At 68.2% G+C, this 18,052-nt stretch carries 15 protein-coding genes; 7 read left to right on the forward strand and 8 right to left on the reverse strand.

The window, feature by feature from the left end; genetic code table 11:
- Positions 1–256 precede the first annotated feature (256 nt).
- From secF to queA, 5 genes are all read right to left on the reverse strand, one after another.
- Entirely contained in the window at positions 257–1,237 is a 981-nt protein-coding gene (gene secF / locus IAE41_RS18435; protein ID WP_200734096.1) for a protein translocase subunit SecF, read from the reverse strand.
- 15 nt (positions 1,238–1,252) lie between these two features.
- Positions 1,253–3,109: a protein translocase subunit SecD gene (gene secD / locus IAE41_RS18440; protein WP_200734097.1), complete on the reverse strand. Its 1,857-nt coding sequence runs from the start codon at positions 3,107–3,109 to the stop codon at positions 1,253–1,255.
- A 61-nt stretch (positions 3,110–3,170) separates the two neighbouring features.
- Complete coding sequence (yajC, locus tag IAE41_RS18445; RefSeq protein WP_200734098.1) at positions 3,171–3,518, reverse strand: preprotein translocase subunit YajC; 348 nt, start codon at positions 3,516–3,518, stop codon at positions 3,171–3,173.
- Between the two features lie 136 nt (positions 3,519–3,654).
- Positions 3,655–4,785, reverse strand: coding sequence for a tRNA guanosine(34) transglycosylase Tgt (tgt, locus tag IAE41_RS18450; protein WP_079221572.1), 1,131 nt, complete (start codon positions 4,783–4,785; stop codon positions 3,655–3,657).
- A 132-nt stretch (positions 4,786–4,917) separates the two neighbouring features.
- The gene (gene queA, locus IAE41_RS18455; protein ID WP_200734099.1) at positions 4,918–5,985 is read right to left on the reverse strand and encodes a tRNA preQ1(34) S-adenosylmethionine ribosyltransferase-isomerase QueA; all 1,068 of its coding nucleotides are present in this window, start codon (positions 5,983–5,985) and stop codon (positions 4,918–4,920) included.
- Positions 5,986–6,195: 210 nt separating this feature from the next.
- Between queA and IAE41_RS18460 the strand changes: the two genes are divergently transcribed.
- Together IAE41_RS18460 and IAE41_RS18465 are read left to right on the forward strand one after the other, a co-directional pair.
- A complete protein-coding gene (locus IAE41_RS18460) occupies positions 6,196–7,692 on the forward strand; it encodes an aminotransferase class III-fold pyridoxal phosphate-dependent enzyme (protein WP_079221570.1) in 1,497 nt (498 codons plus the stop codon).
- A gap of 102 nt (positions 7,693–7,794) precedes the next feature.
- On the forward strand, positions 7,795–8,388 hold the full coding sequence (locus IAE41_RS18465; protein ID WP_079221569.1) for a TIGR00730 family Rossman fold protein: 594 nt from the start codon (positions 7,795–7,797) through the stop codon (positions 8,386–8,388).
- A gap of 33 nt (positions 8,389–8,421) precedes the next feature.
- On the opposite strand, the gene IAE41_RS18470 is transcribed toward IAE41_RS18465, so the two are convergent.
- On the reverse strand, positions 8,422–11,211 hold the full coding sequence (locus IAE41_RS18470; protein ID WP_200734100.1) for an EAL domain-containing protein: 2,790 nt from the start codon (positions 11,209–11,211) through the stop codon (positions 8,422–8,424).
- Positions 11,212–11,474: 263 nt separating this feature from the next.
- Here IAE41_RS18470 and IAE41_RS18475 point away from each other — a divergent pair, with 263 nt between their 5' ends.
- The 5 genes from IAE41_RS18475 (at position 11,475) to IAE41_RS18495 (ending at position 15,668) form a co-directional block, all read left to right on the forward strand.
- Positions 11,475–12,029: an RNA polymerase sigma factor gene (locus IAE41_RS18475; protein ID WP_301554043.1), complete on the forward strand. Its 555-nt coding sequence runs from the start codon at positions 11,475–11,477 to the stop codon at positions 12,027–12,029.
- Positions 12,026–13,006 carry a hypothetical protein gene (locus IAE41_RS18480; protein ID WP_200734102.1) on the forward strand — a complete coding sequence of 327 codons (981 nt, stop codon included), beginning with the start codon at positions 12,026–12,028 and terminating at the stop codon, positions 13,004–13,006. The genes IAE41_RS18475 and IAE41_RS18480 overlap by 4 nt, the downstream gene beginning before the upstream one ends.
- Positions 13,007–13,040: 34 nt before the next feature.
- Positions 13,041–13,637 carry a YigZ family protein gene (locus tag IAE41_RS18485; protein ID WP_200734103.1) on the forward strand — a complete coding sequence of 199 codons (597 nt, stop codon included), beginning with the start codon at positions 13,041–13,043 and terminating at the stop codon, positions 13,635–13,637.
- The gene (locus IAE41_RS18490) at positions 13,630–15,402 is read left to right on the forward strand and encodes an ABC transporter transmembrane domain-containing protein (RefSeq protein WP_200734104.1); all 1,773 of its coding nucleotides are present in this window, start codon (positions 13,630–13,632) and stop codon (positions 15,400–15,402) included. The genes IAE41_RS18485 and IAE41_RS18490 overlap by 8 nt, the downstream gene beginning before the upstream one ends.
- A 71-nt stretch (positions 15,403–15,473) precedes the next feature.
- Positions 15,474–15,668, forward strand: a complete 195-nt coding sequence (locus IAE41_RS18495) for a hypothetical protein (RefSeq protein ID WP_200734105.1) — start codon at positions 15,474–15,476, stop codon at positions 15,666–15,668.
- A gap of 205 nt (positions 15,669–15,873) precedes the next feature.
- Here the strand turns inward: IAE41_RS18495 and IAE41_RS18500 are convergent, their stop codons facing one another.
- On the reverse strand, positions 15,874–17,004 hold the full coding sequence (locus IAE41_RS18500) for a prephenate dehydrogenase (protein WP_200734106.1): 1,131 nt from the start codon (positions 17,002–17,004) through the stop codon (positions 15,874–15,876).
- The gene (gene pdxY, locus IAE41_RS18505) at positions 17,001–17,909 is read right to left on the reverse strand and encodes a pyridoxal kinase (protein ID WP_200734107.1); all 909 of its coding nucleotides are present in this window, start codon (positions 17,907–17,909) and stop codon (positions 17,001–17,003) included. The genes IAE41_RS18500 and pdxY overlap by 4 nt, the downstream gene beginning before the upstream one ends.
- Between the last annotated feature and the right edge of the window lie 143 nt (positions 17,910–18,052).

Genomic DNA, 18,052 nt, shown 5'->3' on the forward strand with positions numbered 1-18,052 from the left:
GATATCTGACAGATGTGCCGACCAACGGTCGGCACCCACCAACAGCCGCGCGGAACCGTTCTGGGGCAACGCCCCCTGAGTCAGGGGGCGGCCGCGAAGCGGCGGGGGTCTGGGAGCCGGTAAGTGGGGCCCACGGTTCGCGCAGCGAAGCGTGGGAGCGACAGCGCGCATGCGATGACGCGTACCAAGGCTGCAAGCCCTGCAACAAAAAACCCCGCTTGCGCGGGGTTCTCTGTGTACTGCGTGCAGCGGGTGCTTACGGGCGACGGGCCAGCGCCTCGACGTCCTTCGCCTTCGGCAGCAGGTCCTGCTTGGTCACGCGCAGCGCACCAATGGTCAGCATCGGCACCGCTACCAGGATCGAGGACAGCACCACGATCACCGCACCGATCATGTGGGTCTCGGCCAGGCCTTCCATCGAGCTGCCACCGTACAGGTACAGGGCCAGCGCGGACAGGAAGAACATCACCGCGGTGATCACCGTACGCGACAGCGTCTGGTTGATCGAACGGTTCAGCACTTCCATCGGCTCGGCACGCAGGCTGCGGAAGTTTTCGCGCACGCGGTCGAAGACCACGATGATGTCGTTGATCGCAAAGCCCATCACCGACAGCAGGCCGGCCAGCACGGTCAGGTCGAACTCACGGCCCAGCAGGGACACGTAAGCCACCGTCACGATCAGGTCGAACATCGCCACGATGCTGGCGGTGACCGCGAACTTCCATTCGAAGCGCACCGCGATGTAGATCAGGAAGCCAGCCAGCATGAAGATGGTGGCGTACAGACCGTTCATCGCCAGGTCCTTGCCGATCTGCGGGCCAACGAACTCGTTGCGCAGCACGGTGGCCTGGTTGTCGGCGGTGGACAGCACCTTCACCACCGCCGCAGCGGTGGCCTTGTCCTCGGCGGCAGCCGCACCGGTACCCGGGGCGTGCTCACCGTGCGGGGCCAGGCGGATCAGCAGGTCGGTGTTGCCACCGACGCTCTGCACCTGGGCGCCTTCAAAACCATTGTCCTCGAGCTTGGTACGGACCTGCTCGACGTCCACCGCGTGATCGAAGCGGGCTTCGATCAGGGTGCCGCCGGTGAAGTCCAGGGCGTAGTTGAAGCCCTTGAAGCCGATGATGCCGATCGATGCCAGGAACACGATGATCGTGACGACCATCGCGACATGGCGCCAGCGCATGAAGTCGATCTGGGTATCGTTCGGGAGGATGTGCAGCGGAAAAATTTTCATGTGCGTGTCGTCCCGTCAGATGGCCACGTTCTGGAGCTTCTTGCGACGGCCATAGATCAGCGTCGCCAGGGCGCGCGACACGGTGATCGCAGTGAACATCGAGGCGAAAATACCGATGATCATGGTCAGGGCGAAGCCCTTCAGCGGACCCGTGCCGAAGGCGAACAGGGCCACACCGACGATCAGGCCGGTCAGGTTGGCGTCAAGAATCGTGCCCGACGCACGTTCGTAACCGGTCACGATCGCGGTCTTGCCCGGCACGCCGGCACGCAGCTCTTCACGGATACGCTCGTTGATCAGCACGTTGGCGTCCACCGACAGACCGACCGACAACGCCAGGCCGGCGAAGCCAGGCAGGGTCATCGTCGCGCCGAACAGCGACATCACCGCCACCACGATCAGCAGGTTGAACAGCATCGCCAGCGAGGTGATCAGGCCGAACATGCGGTAGTAGATGGTGAAGAACACCAGGGTGAACAGGAACGCGTAGACCACCGCGGTGATACCGTTCTTGACGTTCTCCGCACCCAGGCTCGGGCCGACCACGCGCTCTTCGACGAAGTCCATCGGCGCGGCCAGCGAGCCGGACTTCAGCAGCTTGGCCAGGTCCTCGGCTTCCTTCTTCTGCAGACCGGTGGTCTGGAAGTTCTTGCCGAACACGCCGTTGATGTTGGCCACCGAGATCACTTCCTCGTTGACCTTGAAGCCACGCACTTCCTGGCCGTTAACGACGGTCACGGTCGGCACGCGCTCGGTGTACACCACGGCCATCGGCTTGTTCACGTTGGCGCTGGTGAAGTCGAACATGCGCTGGCCGCCGACGTTGTTCAGCGTCACGCTGACCGCCGGGGCACCGCTGTTGGTATCGGTGACCGCCTGTGCGCCGACCATCTGGTCGCCGGTGACGATCACGCGCTTGTTCAGCAGGATCGGGCCACGGCCATCACGCTGCTGGTAGACCTTGGCTTCCGGCGGGATGCGGCCGGAGGCGATGGCGTCCTGCGCGTTGCCTTCGACCACCGCACGGTATTCCAGGGTGGCGGTGGCACCGATCATGCGCTTGGCTTCGGCGGTGTCCTGCACGCCCGGCAGCTGCACGACCACGCGGTCGGCACCCTGGCGCTGGATGATCGGCTCGGCCACGCCCAGCTGGTTCACGCGGTTGCGCAGGGTGTTGATGTTCTGCTCGATGGCGCCGTTGGCGATCTGCGAGATCTCGGTGTCCGGGATGGTCACCGTGATGCGGCTGCCGCTGACGTCGTAACCCAGGGTCGGCTGCGACTTGACCAGCGCCGCGCGGGCGTTGGCGGCGGCATCGTCACCGGCCGACGGGCTCAGGTTGGCCACGATGGTGTTGTCGGCGCGACGCTCGACCGACTGGTACGCAATGCGCGCGTCACGCAGGGTGCTGCGCACGTCTTCGGTGTAGGCGTCCAGGCGCTTGTCCAGGGCTGCCTTCTGGTCGACCTGCAGCACGAAGTGCACGCCGCCCTGCAGGTCCAGGCCCAGCACCATCGGGCGGCCGCCCAGCTTGGCCAGCCAGTCCGGCACGGTCGAGGCCAGGTTCAGGGCCACCGTGTAGCTCTCGCCGACGGTGTCACGCAGCGCGTCGCTGGCAGCGGACTGGGCCTTCAGGTCCGGCAGGCGGACGATCAGGCTTTCCCCTTCCTTCTCGGCGCCGATCGTGGTGACACCGGCCTTCTTCAGGTCGGCCAGCACACGGTCGCGCAGCGCGTCGTCGACCACTCCGCCACGGTTGGCGGTGATCTGGACGGCCGGGTCCTTCTGGTAGATGTTGGGCAGCGCATACAGGGTGCTGAGCGCCAGTACGATCAGGATGACGACGTACTTCCAGCGTGGAAATTCGAGCATTGCTTGGGTCCCGCGCGGCGCCATCCCCGGCGCCGCGGTTGTGCATCGGAAAGGGAGTGGCTTACTGGGCCGACTTCAGGGTACCGGCCGGCAGCACGTTGCCGACAGCGCCCTTCTGCACGCGGATGCGCACGTTGTCAGCCACTTCGATGGTGATGAAGTTGTCGCCGATATCGGTGACCACGCCGGCGATGCCGCCGTTGGTCAGCACTTCGTCACCACGCTTGATCTTCTCCAGCATGGCCTTGTGTTCCTTCTGCCGCTTCATCTGCGGGCGGATCATCAGGAAGTACATGATGGCGATCAGGATGATCGGGAACAGCAGCGTGGTCAGCTGCATACCGCCACCGGGCTGGCCGCCGGCGGCCTGGGCGTGTGCGGCGGGAATCAGGAAGGCAAGCAGGTTCATCGTTGGTCCTTAGGTTGGGCGGCGCTCAGGCCCGTTTGACGGGCGCAGGGTGTCGACCGCGGATCTGGGTCAGCCTTGAAGTATGCCACGGCCCCGGACGTTCGTCCTTGGGCCGTTCGGCAGGGGTGCTGCGGGGTTACAGGGGCGGTGCAACCGCCCCGCGTGCTGCATAGAAGGACTCGCGGAAGGCCTGGAAGGTTCCCGCCTCGATGGCCGCACGGATGTCGGCCATCAGTTTTTCGTAATAGAACAGGTTGTGCAGGGTGCCCAGCATCGGCGCCAGCATCTCGTTGCAGCGGTCCAGGTGGCGCAGGTACGAGCGGGTGTAGCCGCCGCTGCAGGCCACGCAGCCGCACCCCGGCTCGATCGGGTCCATGTCGCGCGCGTACTGCGAGTTGCGGATGCGGACGGTGCCGAACGATGTGAAATAGTGGCCGTTGCGCGCATTGCGGGTCGGCATCACGCAGTCGAACATGTCCACGCCACGGGCGACACCCTCGACCAGGTCTTCGGGCCGGCCCACGCCCATCAGGTAGCGCGGGCGGTCGCCCGGCAGCTCCGGGTCCAGGTGGTCGAGCATGGCGTTGCGCTCGTGCTCCGGTTCGCCCACGGCCAGGCCGCCGATGGCATAGCCGTCGAAGCCGATCGCCTGCAGGGCCTCGGCCGAGCGGCTGCGCAGGTCGGTGTGCACGCCGCCCTGGACGATGCCGAACAGCGCCGCGTCATTGCCCAGCTCGTCATGCGCGTTGCGGCTGCGCTGGGCCCAGCGCAGGCTCAGCTCCATCGAACGGCGGGCGACGTCCTCGGTGGCCGGGTACGGGGTGCACTCGTCGAAGATCATCACCACATCCGAATCGAGCACCTTCTGGATCTTCATGCTCTCTTCCGGGCCCAGGAATACGCGGGCGCCGTCGGTGGGCGACGCAAAGGTCACGCCCTGCTCGGTGATCTTGCGGCGGTGCGCCAGCGAGAACACCTGGAAACCGCCGGAATCGGTCAGGATCGGGCCATCCCACTGGCAGAAGCCGTGCAGGCCGCCGTGGTCGGCGATGATGTCCAGGCCCGGCCGCAGGTACAGATGGAAGGTGTTGCCGAGGATGATCTCGGCGCCCAGCGCGCGCACCTGGTCCGGCAGGATGCCCTTGACCGAGCCATAGGTTCCCACCGGCATGAAGGCCGGCGTTTCCACCGTGCCACGCGGGAAGGTCAGGCGGCCACGGCGGGCACGGCCGTCGCGGGTCTGGAGCTGGAACTGCAATCGGGACATGGAGCGGTCGTTCAGGCAAATAGTCGCCTATTGTCTCCCAAAACCGCCGTCCCTGCTCCGGTAGCGCCGGGCATGGCCCTGAAGTGCGCACCAACGGTGCGCACCCACCACAATCAGGCAGAGGTCAGCCCCCTACCCCGCCTGCGGGAACAGCAGCATCGCGTCGCCGTAGCTGAAGAAGCGGTAGCGCTGTTCGATCGCGTGCTGGTAGGCCTCGAACACGCGCTCCTTGCCGGCAAACGCGGAAATCATCATCAACAGCGTGCTTTCCGGCAGGTGGAAGTTGGTCACCATCGCGTCCACGCTGCGGATGCGGTAGCCGGGGGTGATGAAGATCTGCGTCTCGCCGGCGAACGGCAGCAGCTCACCCTCGCGCATCGCGCTTTCCAGCGCGCGCACCACGGTGGTGCCCACGCCGATCACCCGGCCGCCAGCCTCGCGGGTACGCCGCACCTGCTGCACCAGTTCAGCACCCACGTTCAGCCACTCGCGGTGCATCACGTGGTCCTTCAGGTCATCGGCACGCACCGGCTGGAAAGTGCCTGCACCCACGTGCAGGGTGACGTGGCCGAAGTCCACGCCCTTGGCCTTCAAGGCGGCCAGCAGCGGCTCGTCGAAATGCAGGCCGGCCGTCGGCGCAGCCACCGCACCCACTTCGCGGGCGAACACGGTCTGGTAGCGCTCGCGGTCGTCCATGCCCGGTTCGCGCTGGATGTACGGCGGCAGCGGCAGGCGACCGGTATGCAGCAGCCACTGCTCCAGCGATTCAGGCACGTGGAACTGCAGGACGTAGAACTCGCCGTCGCGGCCCAGCACCTCGGCCTCGCCGCCGGCATCCAGGGCGATGCGGCTGCCGGCCTTGGGCGACTTGCTGGCGCCCACCTGAGCACGCGCTTGCTGGCCGCCCAGCAGGCGCTCGATCAGGATCTCCACGCGGCCGCCACTGGCCTTCTGCCCGAACAGCCGCGCCGGGATCACCCGGGTGTCGTTGAACACCATCAGGTCGCCCGGCTGCAGCAGCGACGGCAGGTCGCGCACCTGCACGTCGGTGAAGGCGGCGGGCGCCGGCGGCACCAGCATCAGGCGGCTGGCCGAACGCTCGGCCAACGGCGCCTGGGCGATCAGCTCGGCCGGCAGGTCGTAGTGGAAATCGGACTTCTTCAAGGCAGTGATCGGCAACAGGTCGACATTGGCGCGCATTGTACGTCCAGCGCCTGCGAGCCGGCGCGCTTCGTGGCGAACGTCGGGCAATATGCTGCTATGCAGCAGGTTTCTGCGGGGTTATCGCGCAAAAAAACTAGTGCTAGCATCGGAAAGGAAGTCCGCAGCACGAGTCCGCCCCAAGCGCGCGTGATGACGCGCGTTTTGCTTTTGAAGGCCCGTGCGACCCATTGTTTCAGGAGATCTGCAATGAGCTTCATCGAACGCCTCGCCCCCCTCCGCGCCCAGCCCGGCAGCCGCATCACCACCGGCCTGGACGACGCCACCTTGGTCGCACTGTCGGCCCGCCACCCACAGCTGGTTGCCGCCGTGGAAGCGGCCGCCGACGAGTTCGGGCGCGTGCAGCAGGAGCTGGGGCCGTTGCTGGCGCAGGACGAGCAGGCGCAGATCGACGCGATGCAGGACGGCTTCGTCAATTTCTATGCCGACGACGCGGTGACCCCGTACGTGGCGCTGGCCGCGCGTGGCCCGTGGGTGGTCACCCTGAAGGGCGCGGTGCTGTACGACGCAGGCGGCTACGGCATGCTCGGCTTCGGCCACACCCCTGATGCGGTGCTCGAAGCGATGTCGCGCCCGCAGGTGATGGCCAACATCATGACCCCCAGCCTGTCGCAGCAGCGCTTCATCACCGCCCTGCGCGCGGAGATCGGCCACCGCCGCGGCGGCTGCCCGTTCGCCCGCTTCATGTGCCTGAACTCCGGCTCCGAAGCGGTCGGCCTGGCGGCGCGCATCGCCGACGTCAACGCCAAGCTGCAGACCGACCCGGGTGCGCGCCATGCAGGTGCCGCCATCAAGCGCGTGGTCATCAAGGGCAGCTTCCATGGCCGCACCGACCGCCCGGCGCTGTATTCCGATTCCAGCCGCAAGAGCTACCAGCAGCACCTGGCCAGCTACCGTGGCGAGGATTCGGTCATTACGGTCGCCCCGTACGACGAGGCCGGCCTGCGCAAGGTGTTCGAGGATGCCGAGCGCAACCAGTGGTTCATCGAAGCGGTGTTCCTGGAGCCGGTGATGGGTGAAGGCGACCCGGGCCGTTCGGTCCCGCCGGCATTCTATGCGGTGGCCCGCGAGCTGACCCGCGCCCACGGCAGCCTGCTGCTGCTCGATTCGATCCAGGCCGGCCTGCGCGCCCATGGCGTGCTGTCGGTGGTGGATTACCCGGGCTTCGAAGGCCTGGATCCGCCGGACATGGAAACCTACTCCAAGGCGCTCAACGCCGCGCAGTACCCGCTGTCGGTGCTGGCCGTGACCGAGCATGCCGCCCAGCTGTACCGCAAGGGCATCTATGGCAACACCATGACCAGCAACCCGCGTGCGCTGGACGTGGCCTGCGCCACCCTGGCCCAGCTCACCCCGCAGGTGCGCGCCAACATCGCCGAGCGCGGCGCTGAGGCCGTGCGCAAGCTGGAACAGCTGAAGAGCGAGCTGGGCGGGCTGATCACCAAGGTGCAGGGCACCGGCCTGCTGTTCTCCTGCGAGCTGGCCCCGCAGTTCAAGTGCTACGGCGCCGGCTCCACCGAGGAATGGCTGCGCCAGCACGGCATCAACGTGATCCACGGTGGCGAGAACTCGCTGCGCTTCACCCCGCACTTCGGCATGGACAGCGACGAGCTGGACCTGCTGGTGGGCCTGGTCGGCCGCGCCCTGCGTGAAGGCCCGCGCCGCGAGCAGGCCGCCGCCGCGTAATCCGCGCCAACGCGTCATAATCGACCAACACCCCGCCCGCGACCGCTGACCCGGTTGCCGGCGGGGCGTTTTCGTTTCCGCACCAAGAGACAGGAATCCCCCATGAAGTCCCTCTGCGTCTACTGTGGCTCCAACGCTGGCAGCAAGCCGGTCTACACCGAACGCGCCATGGCGCTGGGCGACCGCATCGCCCGCGATGGCATGCGCCTGGTCTACGGCGGCGGCAACGTCGGCCTGATGGGCACCGTCGCCAACGCCGTGCTGGCCGCCGGCGGCGAAGTGACCGGCGTCATCCCGCGCCAGCTGGCCGACTGGGAAGTGGCCCACCGCGGCCTGACCGAACTGGAAATCGTCGGCTCGATGCATGAACGCAAGTCGCGCATGTTCGACCTCTCCGACGGCTTCGTCGCCCTGCCCGGCGGCTTCGGCACCATGGAAGAGATCTTCGAGATGCTCACCTGGCGCCAGCTCGGCATCGGCAACAAGCCCTGCGCCTTCCTGGACGTGGACGGCTTCTATGCCCCGCTGATCGGCATGATCGACCGCATGGTGGAAGAGCGCTTCCTGCACCCGGAACAGCGCCAGGACCTGTGGTACGGCTCGGACATCGATGAAATGCTGGCCTGGATGCAGGCCTACGAGCCGGCCCAGGCCTCGAAGTGGATCGACGAGAAGCGACGCGCCGCGCTGCGTTGAGCCTGGCGGGATGTGCCTGACCTGCGCGGTGGTTCAGGCCACCGCGCGTGTCCACGGTGCCGGCCGCCCCAGCAGGTAGCCTTGGCCGTAGTCACAGCCCAGCTCGAACAGGCTCTGCCGCTGGGCCTCGGTCTCGATGCCCTCGCCGATGGTCTCGATGCCCAGCGTGCGCGCCAGCGACAGCACGCCTTCCACCAGGGCGCGCGTGCTCTGTGCCTCCGGCCCGTGCAGGCCGGCGATGAAGCTCTGGTCGATCTTCAGCGTGCTGATCGGGAACCGGTGCAGGTAGGACAGCGCTGAGAAGCCGGTCCCGAAATCATCCAGCTGCACCTGGATGCCCCGCTCGCGCAGCCCCTTGAGGATGCGCAGCGTATGCGGGCCGTCGTCCAGCAGCGCCACCTCGGTGATCTCCAGGCGCAGCCGCTGCGGATCGGCATCATTGGCTTCCAGCAGGCCGAACAGGCGCGCACTGAAATCGGCCGAACGGAAGTGCCGCGGTGACACGTTCACCGAGACATAGCCACGCCCACCGTCGGCCAGACCGGCGATGACCTGCTCGTAGATCAGCCAGTCGACCTGCTCGATCAGGCCGCTTTCCTCGCCCAGCTCCAGGAAGGCGCCGGGCAGCAGCAGGCCGCGGCGCTCGTGCTGCCAGCGCAGCAGCGCCTCGTGGCCCACCACCTCGCCATCGGACAGGCGCACGATGGGCTGGTAGAACGGCACGAAATCGCGGTTGTTGATCGCCCGCCGCAGGTCCGCTTCCAGGTCCAGGCTGCGCATGGCCTGCTCGCGCATGTCCTCATCGAAGATCGCACAGCGGTCATGGCCCTGTGCCTTGGCCCGGTACATCGCCGCATCGGCATCGCGCAGCAGCTCTTCGCCGGTGCGGTAATGCGGATTCCACAGGGCGATGCCGAGGCTGCCGGAGGGGAACAGTTCGCGCCCGGCGATCCACATCGATTCCTGCAGGGCCAGCAGCAGGCGCTGGCCGAAATCCAGCGCCTGGGCCAGGCCCTGCGGGCACTGCAGCAGCACCGCGAATTCATCGCCGCCCAGCCGTGCCACCACGTCGCCGTCGCCGGCCATGGACACGATGCGCTTGGCCACTTCCACCAGCATGCGGTCGCCGGCGGCGTGGCCGATGCTGTCGTTGACCAGCTTGAAGCGGTCCAGGTCCAGGAACAGCATCGCGAACACCGGCCCGCCTTCGCGGCGTGCCAGCGCCAGCGCATCCTGCAGGCGGTCCAGCAGGTGCAGGCGGTTGGGGAGCCCGGTCAGCGCATCGTGCATGGCCTGGTGGGTCAGGCGCTGCTCGGCGCGCAGCCGCTCGGCAATCTGGCCCAGCAGCTTGTCATTCACTTCAGCCAGTTCGCGCGTGCGTTCTTCCACGCGCTTTTCCAGCTCGGCATGCGCCGAACGCAGCCGCTGCTGGTCGCGCTGGCGTGCCAGGCCGGTACCGATGTTCTGTGCCACGAAGGTCAGCAGCCGCTGGTCGTGCACGCTGAAGGCGATCTGGTCGGTGTAGCTCTGCACCACGATCGCGCCGACCACCTCGTCGTCGCGCAGCAGCGGCACGCCGAGCCAGCAGTGCGAACGCGCGCCGGATTCGCGCACTTCGCCGGTGGCCAGCAGCGCGTCGATCTGCGCACGCGATGCCAGCAGCGGGCGCCGGTGGCGCACCACGTACTCGGTCAGTCCGCGGCTGAAGGCGCGCGGCGCGCGTGAGCTGTTGTGTTCATCCACCGAATAGACGAAATCCAGGCCATCACTGCGCGCATTGACCAGGGCGATGTAGAAGTTGCGCGCGTCCAGCAACCGGCCCACCACGCCATGCACCTGCCCATAGAACTGGGCCAGGCTGTCGGCCGACATGGCCATCTCGGCGATGTTGTAGAGCGCGGTCTGCAACTGTTCGCCACGACGGCGCTCGGCCACTTCGTCCTGCAGGCTGCGGTTTGCACGCTGCAGTTCCAGCGTGCGTCGCTCCACCTGCTGTTCCAGCCGCACCTGTGCCTGGCGCCGGTCCATCGCGGTCTGCACGTGCTGGGCAACGAAGCCCAGCAGCGCGCGCTCGGCTTCGCCATACAGCGCAGCCTGTTCGTAACTCTGCACCACGATGGCGCCGCACACGCGGCCATCGCGCAGCATCGGCACGCCCAGCCAGTCCAGGCTTTCCGGGCCGCGCTCGGGGTCGTGCTCTTCCTCGGCATCGGCCAGCAGTTCGCGCGACGGGCCACTGAGCGGCTTGCCGTGCCGCAGCAGGGCCACGGTCAGGCTGCGCGGCATCTGCCCGGCGTCGTAGCTGATCGTGGGGTCGGCCACGAAGTCATCCACCTGGTCGGCGAAATACAGGAAGCGCATCTGGTCGCGCACATCGTCGTACTCGACGATGTAGCAGTTCTCCGCGTACATCAGCGAGCCGAGCACGCCGTGCACGTGGCGCAGCATCTCGCCCATTTCCAGGTCGGCACCGGCCAGGTCGGCAATCTGGAACAGCGCCTGCTGAAGCCGTTCAGCCTGCTCCAGCGCACGGATCTGTCCGGCCTGGCGGCCACGCTGCAGGGCCAGCTCCATCGCCTGCCGCGACACCCCCCACCAGGCTTCGGAAGGCGACGCGCCGCGCACCCGCAGCGACAGCTGTGCGCCATCGTGCTCCCAGGCAGCGTGCTCCCATATCCCCGCGTCCCCGTCGAGCTCGCCATCGCTGGCGCCCTGCGGCCAGCTGTCCCGGCCGCGGCCCAGCTGCGGGTCGTTCCACCCCACCCGCACGATCGCCGCGTCCGGCAGCAGCGCATGCAGCGCGCGCACCAGCGCCGTGCTCAAGACGGCCTCGTGAGGTGACAGCGATGACACACGGTCGGCTTGCGTGGACAAAATGACGTTCTCTTGGCGCCGCTACAGCGTCGCCTCCCCTGAGCGGGCGAGCATAACGCGGCACCGGGGGGGGAATGGAAGCCCGCCAACCCCGTTTCGTGCGCCGGCACGTTGTTCCTGTCGACACCCGCCCGCGAACCGCCGTGAACTGCGCCCTCCCCGCCCCCGCCAACGGCTATGCGCCACCGCCTGCAGGCCTTACCCTGTATGCCGTGGAAGCGACCGCCCTGCCAACCGATGAAGCGCTGATGCTGGCCTGGGCCGGTGGCGACCTGCAGGCGTTCGAAAGCCTGTATACGCGCCATCGCAAGCGCCTGTTCGGCTTCCTGCTGCGGCAACTGCGCGACACCGCGCTGGCCGAAGAGATCTTCCAGGATGTCTGGCAGCGGGTGATCAGCGCCCGCGCCGGCTGGCAGCCCGATGCTGCATTCAGCACGTGGCTGTTCCGTATCGCGCACAACCGCCTGAACGACCACTGGCGTGCCGCCCGCCATCGCCCTGCCGCGCCGGCCGACGCCGATCTGCGCCTGGCTGCGCTGGAAGACGGGCAGACCCCGGAAGCTGAACTGTCTGAATTCGAGCAGCGCCGGCGCATCCAGCTGGCGATGGAAGACCTGCCGCCCGAGCAGCGTGAAGTGCTGCAGTTGCGGCTGGAACAGGAACTGAGCCTGGAGGAGATCGGCCAGATCACCGGCGTCGGCCGGGAAACAGTGAAATCGCGGCTGCGCTATGCGATGGACAAGCTGCGTGCGGGACTGAAGGCATGAATCGAGACGATCCCCTGTCGCCTGAAGAACGTGCGCTGGCCGGCCTGATCGGCCGCCGCCACGACCAGGCACCGCCTGCTGCGCTGGACGCGGCGATCCTGGCGGCCGCGCGTGCATCGGTGTCCACGACTGCCGCAGACACAGCGGCAGCAGCCGACAACACCGCCGCGACGTCGACCGCGCGCCGGCCGCAGCGGCGCTGGCCGGCCGTGTTCGGCATCGCCGCGTCGATGGTATTCGCTGTCGGCATTGCCTGGCAGATGCGCCCGGAACCGCCGGTGCTGCCGGCACAGGAAGCACAGATCGCCACCGCGCCCGCCGCCGACGCCGATGCCGCCGCTGCGGCCGATGCCCAGGCACCGCAGCCCATGTCCGCTGCGGCTGAGGTTGCGCCGCCGCCGCCGTTGCCCGCGCCGCAGGCTGCAGCCAAGCAGGCCGCCCAACCCGCCGTTGCCCGCAGGCCCGAGGCGCAGTCGGCCCCGGCCCCGGCGGTGGCCGAACCCGCGCCCCGCATCGCCCTGCGCAGTCTGCCAGCCGAACCCGCTGCCGAGGCCGCCTTCGCACCCGCACCGCCTGCGCCGCCCGCGCCCGCGGCACCCGCAGCACCGGTGGCCTATTCGGCCCCGGCTGCGGCCGAGCTGGACGCGATCCAGGGTGAAGCCGCGGCCAGCGCCGACGCCGCCCGCAGCCAGCGCCGTGCAGCACCCACCGCCTTCAAGGCCAATACTGCGCCCGCGCCGACCAGCGCGCCGGGCGTGATGCTGCGCCGCTCCAGCGATGCCTCGCTCAGCGCCGACGCGGTGCATTCGGAAGTCGCAGCCGATGCCAGGCTGCCGCGCCGGCAGTGGCTGCAGAAGATCCGCGAGCGCCGCGACAACGGCCAGCGCGATCTGGCCCGTGCCAGCCTGGAGCGCTACCTGCAGACGTATCCCGAAGCGCGCCTGCCAAAGGATCTGCGCCCGCTGCTGGACGACTGAGGCAGACCCGCCGCGACCCCGTAGAATGGTCGCAATGCCCGATATCCTCGCCCAGCCCGTCAGCCATACGCTGGACGTCAAGCACAGCCGCTTCACCGCCCACGCCGCGCCCATCGACAGTGGCGCCGGTGCGCTGGCATTCCTGCACCAGGTGGCCGTGGCCGATGCCACCCACAACTGCTGGGCCTACCGGCACGGCCAGGATTACCGTTCCAGCGATGATGGCGAGCCCGCAGGCACCGCCGGGCGGCCGATCCTGGCGGCCATCGATGGCCAGGGCTTCGACCGCGTCGTGGTGGTGGTGACCCGCTGGTATGGCGGCATCAAGCTGGGTGCCGGTGGCCTGGTGCGCGCCTATGGTGGCACTGCCGCCGAATGCCTGCGCACCGCGCCGCGCCTGCCGCTGGTAGCGATGGCGCGCCTGCAGCTGCTGGCCGGCTTCGAGGATCTGGGCACCCTGCACGCCGCCCTGCCCGGCTTTGCCGCCGAAAAGCGCGATGAACAGTTCGATGCCAACGGTGTGCGCCTGCGGGTGGAATTGCCCGCCGACCAGGTCGACGCATTGAAAATCCGCCTGCGCGACGCCACCCGTGACCGTATCCGCATAGAAGATGACCACCAGGATGACTGACAAGGACGAGACGTCCGCTTCAACCCCGCCGCTGCGCCGCCTGGGCAGCCTGCGTACGCTGTGGCCGTTCGTGCGCCGCCACAGCGGGTTGTTCACCGCCTGGCTGCTGGCCCTGGCGGTCTCCTCGGCAGCGACACTGAGCCTGCCGCCAGCGGTCAAGCAGATGATCGACCACGGCTTCAGCAGCGGCGGCCAGATCAACCGCGCGTTCGCCCTGCTGATGGTGGTGGCCGTGGTGATGGCGCTGGGCACGGCCGCACGCTTCTACTTCGTGTCGCTGCTGGGCGAAAAGGTCGTGGCCGACCTGCGCAGCCAGCTGTACGCACACCTGATCCAGCTCGGCGCCGGCTTCCATGACCGCAGCCGCAGCGGCGAACTGGTGTCGCGCCTGACCGCCGATACCGAACTGCTGCGCAGCGTGGTCGGTTCGACCATGTCGGTGGCCCTGCGCAGCAGCGTGACGGTGGTCGGCAGCCTGGCGATGCTGTTCGTCACCAGCCCACGGCTGGCCGCATGGTCGCTGCTGGGCATCCCGCTGGCGGTGCTGCCGATCATCATCGGCGCGCGCAAGCTGCGCGTGGTCGCCCGCAACAGCCAGGACCGCATCGCCGATGCCAACAGCCTGGCCAGCGAGACCCTGGGCGCGGTACGCACCGTGCAGGCCCATGCCCGCGAACCCTACGAGCGCGGTCGCTTCGACCATGCGCTCGGCGATGCCATCACTGCCGCGCGCCGCCGCATCGGCGCGCAGTCGCTGGTCACCGCCAGCGCCATCCTGCTGGTCTTCGGCGCCATCGTTGGTGTGCTCTGGCTGGGCGCGCACGATGTCATCGACGGCCGCCTGAGCGCCGGTACCCTCGGCCAGTTCGTGCTGTACGCGCTGATCGGTGGCGGCTCGGTGGGCGCGCTGGCCGAAGTGTGGAACGAACTGCAGCGCGCGGCCGGCGGCATGGGCCGGATCGGCGAGCTGCTGCAGGAAGACATCGAGATCCGGGCACCGGCGCAGCCGCATGCGTTGCCGCAGCCGCTGCAGGGGCAGATCCAGTTCGACGACGTGGTGTTCCATTACCCGCAGCGGCCGGACCAGCCGGCGCTCGATCACTTCAGCCTGAACGTGCGTCCCGGCGAGACCGTGGCCCTGGTCGGCCCGTCCGGGGCGGGCAAGAGCACCGTGCTGTCGCTGCTGCTGCGGTTCCATGATCCGGCCAGCGGCCGCATCTGCGTGGACGGGCATGATGTGCGCGAGGTCGATCCGGCCGACCTGCGTGCCCAGCTCGCGCTGGTGCCGCAGCAGCCGACCCTGTTCGCCGCCAGTGCACGCGACAACATCCGCTACGGACGCCTGCAGGCCAGCGATGCCGAGGTGGAAGCCGCGGCACAAGCGGCTGAAGCCGACACCTTCCTGCGCGCACTGCCGCAGGGCTATGACAGCGAGCTGGGCGAGCGCGGCGCGCGCCTGTCCGGCGGCCAGCAGCAGCGCGTGGCGATCGCCCGCGCCCTGCTGAAGGACTCGCCCATCCTGCTGCTGGACGAGGCCACCAGTGCACTGGATGCGCAGAGCGAGCACAGCGTGCAGCAGGCCCTGGAACGGCTGATGGCCGGGCGAACCACCGTGGTCATCGCCCATCGCCTGGCGACCGTGCTGAAGGCCGACCGCATCGTGGTCATGGACCAGGGCCGCATCGTCGCCGAAGGCACGCATGCGGAGCTGTTGGCTGAAGGTGGACTGTATGCGGAGCTGGCGCGACTGCAGCTCGTCGATTGATTGACGGCCGGCTAACACCGGCCGGCCCAAGCTGGCGGCGAAACCGAAGGTTCCGCTGAAGGAGGTGCACGATGTCGTTCCGTCAGTTCCCCGCAGTCGACAGCAATGGCGAAAGCCACATCATCATCGAGTTCAAGCCCGATGCCGCCGACAGCAGCAATGACCGGGAGACCACACCGCGCTACGAACTGGATGACGGCCGTCACCTGGTCCGTAATGGCCGCGAGTTCACCACCAGTGGCGGCGAACTGCGGTTGACGATATGAGGTTCGCCGGGCATGGCCCGGCGCTACCGCATTTCGTATCGCCCTGCTCTGGTAGGTGTCGACCTTGGTCGACACGCTCCGCCCACGGGCATGAAAAATTGCGTGGTCAATTTTTCGCCAACCATCTTGACAGCGTTGCCTGCCAAGGGCTGCCGACAGTTATCCACACGTTTGCTCAGAAATCATCCACACCGCCTGTGGATGACTAGGCCTGGCCGAGCACCCGGCCGATTCCACTCGCGTCGACTTCCACCGCCGCCCGCGCGATCGCCAGCGGATCGCTGCCCGCCACGAAACCGATACGGAAATGGACCTCGCCGCCCGGCGTCCGCGACGAATGGATCGAGGCCAGGCTGATGCTGTGCTGCTCGAATACATGCAGCAGCTCGCGCAGCGAACCCGGCCGATCCTCCGGCAGGTGCACCGACAAGGCATTGCGCTCGGTCAGGTCGGCCAGCAGGTAGCCCACGCGCTCGAAGGTGTAATTGCCCGCCGCCAGCGCGGGCTCGCCGAAGGCGTCGTGGTTGGCGGCCAGCATCTGCTCGCGGAACCAGCCACGCGCCGTATCGTCGCCCTGCCCAACCTGGGCCTGCAGTGACTGCAGCTGGCCGACCAGCCGGTCCAGCATCGGTGCCACGTGGGGGTTGCCGAACTGGATGTCTTCGTAGATGGCCGGGTTCAACGAGAGGATGCGCGAGATGATCGCCGTATCCAGCTCGAACGAGGCCGAGCGGTACGGCATCATCGCCGCCAGGTCGCCCAGCTGCGGCTGGTACTCACGCAGCACGCCGGCCTGCGCAAGATGCGTGGCATGCACCATCGCCTGCACCAGCGCCATCATCTGGTCGTGGTGCTGCGGGGTGGCACGCACGCACTCGGCCTGCAGGGCGGCGCACAGGCTGTCCACCCACGGCTGCCAGTGCTGCAGGCGCGCCTCGCAGACCACCATCACCCGTCCCTTCAGGGTCGGTGCTTTCGGTGGCGCGGTCATCGGATGCAGGCCGACCACTTCGGCCTGCGAAGCCAGCATCGCCTGCACCGGGGCGTCCTTCACCGAGGTCACGTCCAGCCACAGGCGCCCCTGCTCGCGGCCGCCCGACTGCTGCACGTAGCCGGCGATCACGGCCGGGGTATGCCGGATAGGTGCCGAGAACACCAGCACATCGGCCTGCGCCAGCAGCTGTTCGGGCGTATGCGAAGACGGGTCGGCCGGATCATGGCCGATCACCTGCAGCTGCATGTGCTGCTGGAAGAACCGGGCCAGCCAGCGCCCATAGGCGCCGGCACTGCCCACGATGCCGACCGTGCGCGGCGTACGCGCCTGCAGATCGCTCATGCCACGCGTTCGGCGCGGAAGCGCGCGGGCTCTGCCAGCGCGGCAGGCGCGGCAGCGATCACGTCGAACTCCTCGAAGCCGTTGGCCAGGGTGGCTTCCAGCGCGGCATGGGTGCCGGCGATGGCGCGCGAGATGGCCTGCTGCATCGACTCGCCACGCAGCAGGAAGGACACCACCAGCGACATCAGCACGTCACCGGTGCCTGCCACATCCACCGGCAGCAGCGGCGAGGTCCAGCGCCAGGTCTCGTCGCGGCCGACGGCCAGGGTCACCAGCTCGCCGGGGGTACCGCCCACGCTGTGCGCGATCACCCACTGCGGGCCACGGGCCAGCAGCGTGCGCGCAGCGGCGATGGCATCGGCTTCGGCCAGGGCGGGCATGCCCGTGAGGCGGTTGAGTTCGAACGCATTGGGCGTGACCAGCCAGGCGTGCGGCAGCAGGCGCTCGGCGAAGATCGCCTCCAGCCCGGGCTCCACGTAGGGGCCGGTATGGGTGTCACCGATGACCGGGTCCAGGCAGTAGCGCAGCTGCGGGCAGGCCGGCAGGATCCCGTCCAGCCAGTCGGCGAAGGCGGCACCGTTGGCGGCGCTGCCGAAGTAGCCGGAGACCAGCATCTTCGCGCGCTGCGGCAGGCCGCGTTCGCGGGTACCGAGCAGCAGATCGGCGAACCAGTCGGCCGGCAGCACGCGGCCGCGGGTGGTGTCGTAGAACGGCGCATTGCTGAGCAGGACGGTCGGGATTTCCGCCACGCGCACGCCGAGGGCGCGCATCGGCGGCACGGCGGCGCTGTTGCCGGCATGGCCGTAGACGAGCTGCGACTGGACGGAGATGACATCGATCGGCGAGGGCCCGTCGGGGCGCTGGCGACGGCCGTGGAGCAGGTGGTTGTCGAGGGATTCGCTCATGCCCGCATTCTACGCCCAAGGGGGTTTTCGGCAGGGCTTGCAGCCCTGCACCTGCTCAATGCAACGTCAACTGCAAAAGCCAGAGCGGGCTATCCGTGGGATGGCGGGGCACTGTGGGTTTGCGGGGACGCCGTGAACCCATC

The sequence above is a fragment of the Stenotrophomonas sp. S39 genome, assembly GCF_016624665.1.
Classification (GTDB): domain Bacteria; phylum Pseudomonadota; class Gammaproteobacteria; order Xanthomonadales; family Xanthomonadaceae; genus Stenotrophomonas.

Excerpts from the sequence above, each read along its gene's own strand:
- IAE41_RS18465 (WP_079221569.1), top strand. The coding sequence starts at position 7,795 with ATGAAGTCCCTCTGCGTCTACTGTGGCTCCAACGCTGGCAGCAAGCCG.
- yajC (WP_200734098.1), bottom strand. The coding sequence starts at position 3,518 with ATGAACCTGCTTGCCTTCCTGATTCCCGCCGCACACGCCCAGGCCGCC.
- IAE41_RS18490 (WP_200734104.1), top strand. The coding sequence starts at position 13,630 with ATGACTGACAAGGACGAGACGTCCGCTTCAACCCCGCCGCTGCGCCGC.
- IAE41_RS18460 (WP_079221570.1), top strand. The coding sequence starts at position 6,196 with ATGAGCTTCATCGAACGCCTCGCCCCCCTCCGCGCCCAGCCCGGCAGC.
- secF (WP_200734096.1), bottom strand. The coding sequence starts at position 1,237 with ATGAAAATTTTTCCGCTGCACATCCTCCCGAACGATACCCAGATCGAC.
- pdxY (WP_200734107.1), bottom strand. The coding sequence starts at position 17,909 with ATGAGCGAATCCCTCGACAACCACCTGCTCCACGGCCGTCGCCAGCGC.
- IAE41_RS18480 (WP_200734102.1), top strand. The coding sequence starts at position 12,026 with ATGAATCGAGACGATCCCCTGTCGCCTGAAGAACGTGCGCTGGCCGGC.
- queA (WP_200734099.1), bottom strand. The coding sequence starts at position 5,985 with ATGCGCGCCAATGTCGACCTGTTGCCGATCACTGCCTTGAAGAAGTCC.
- tgt (WP_079221572.1), bottom strand. The coding sequence starts at position 4,785 with ATGTCCCGATTGCAGTTCCAGCTCCAGACCCGCGACGGCCGTGCCCGC.
- IAE41_RS18485 (WP_200734103.1), top strand. The coding sequence starts at position 13,041 with ATGCCCGATATCCTCGCCCAGCCCGTCAGCCATACGCTGGACGTCAAG.
- secD (WP_200734097.1), bottom strand. The coding sequence starts at position 3,109 with ATGCTCGAATTTCCACGCTGGAAGTACGTCGTCATCCTGATCGTACTG.
- IAE41_RS18495 (WP_200734105.1), top strand. The coding sequence starts at position 15,474 with ATGTCGTTCCGTCAGTTCCCCGCAGTCGACAGCAATGGCGAAAGCCAC.
- IAE41_RS18500 (WP_200734106.1), bottom strand. The coding sequence starts at position 17,004 with ATGAGCGATCTGCAGGCGCGTACGCCGCGCACGGTCGGCATCGTGGGC.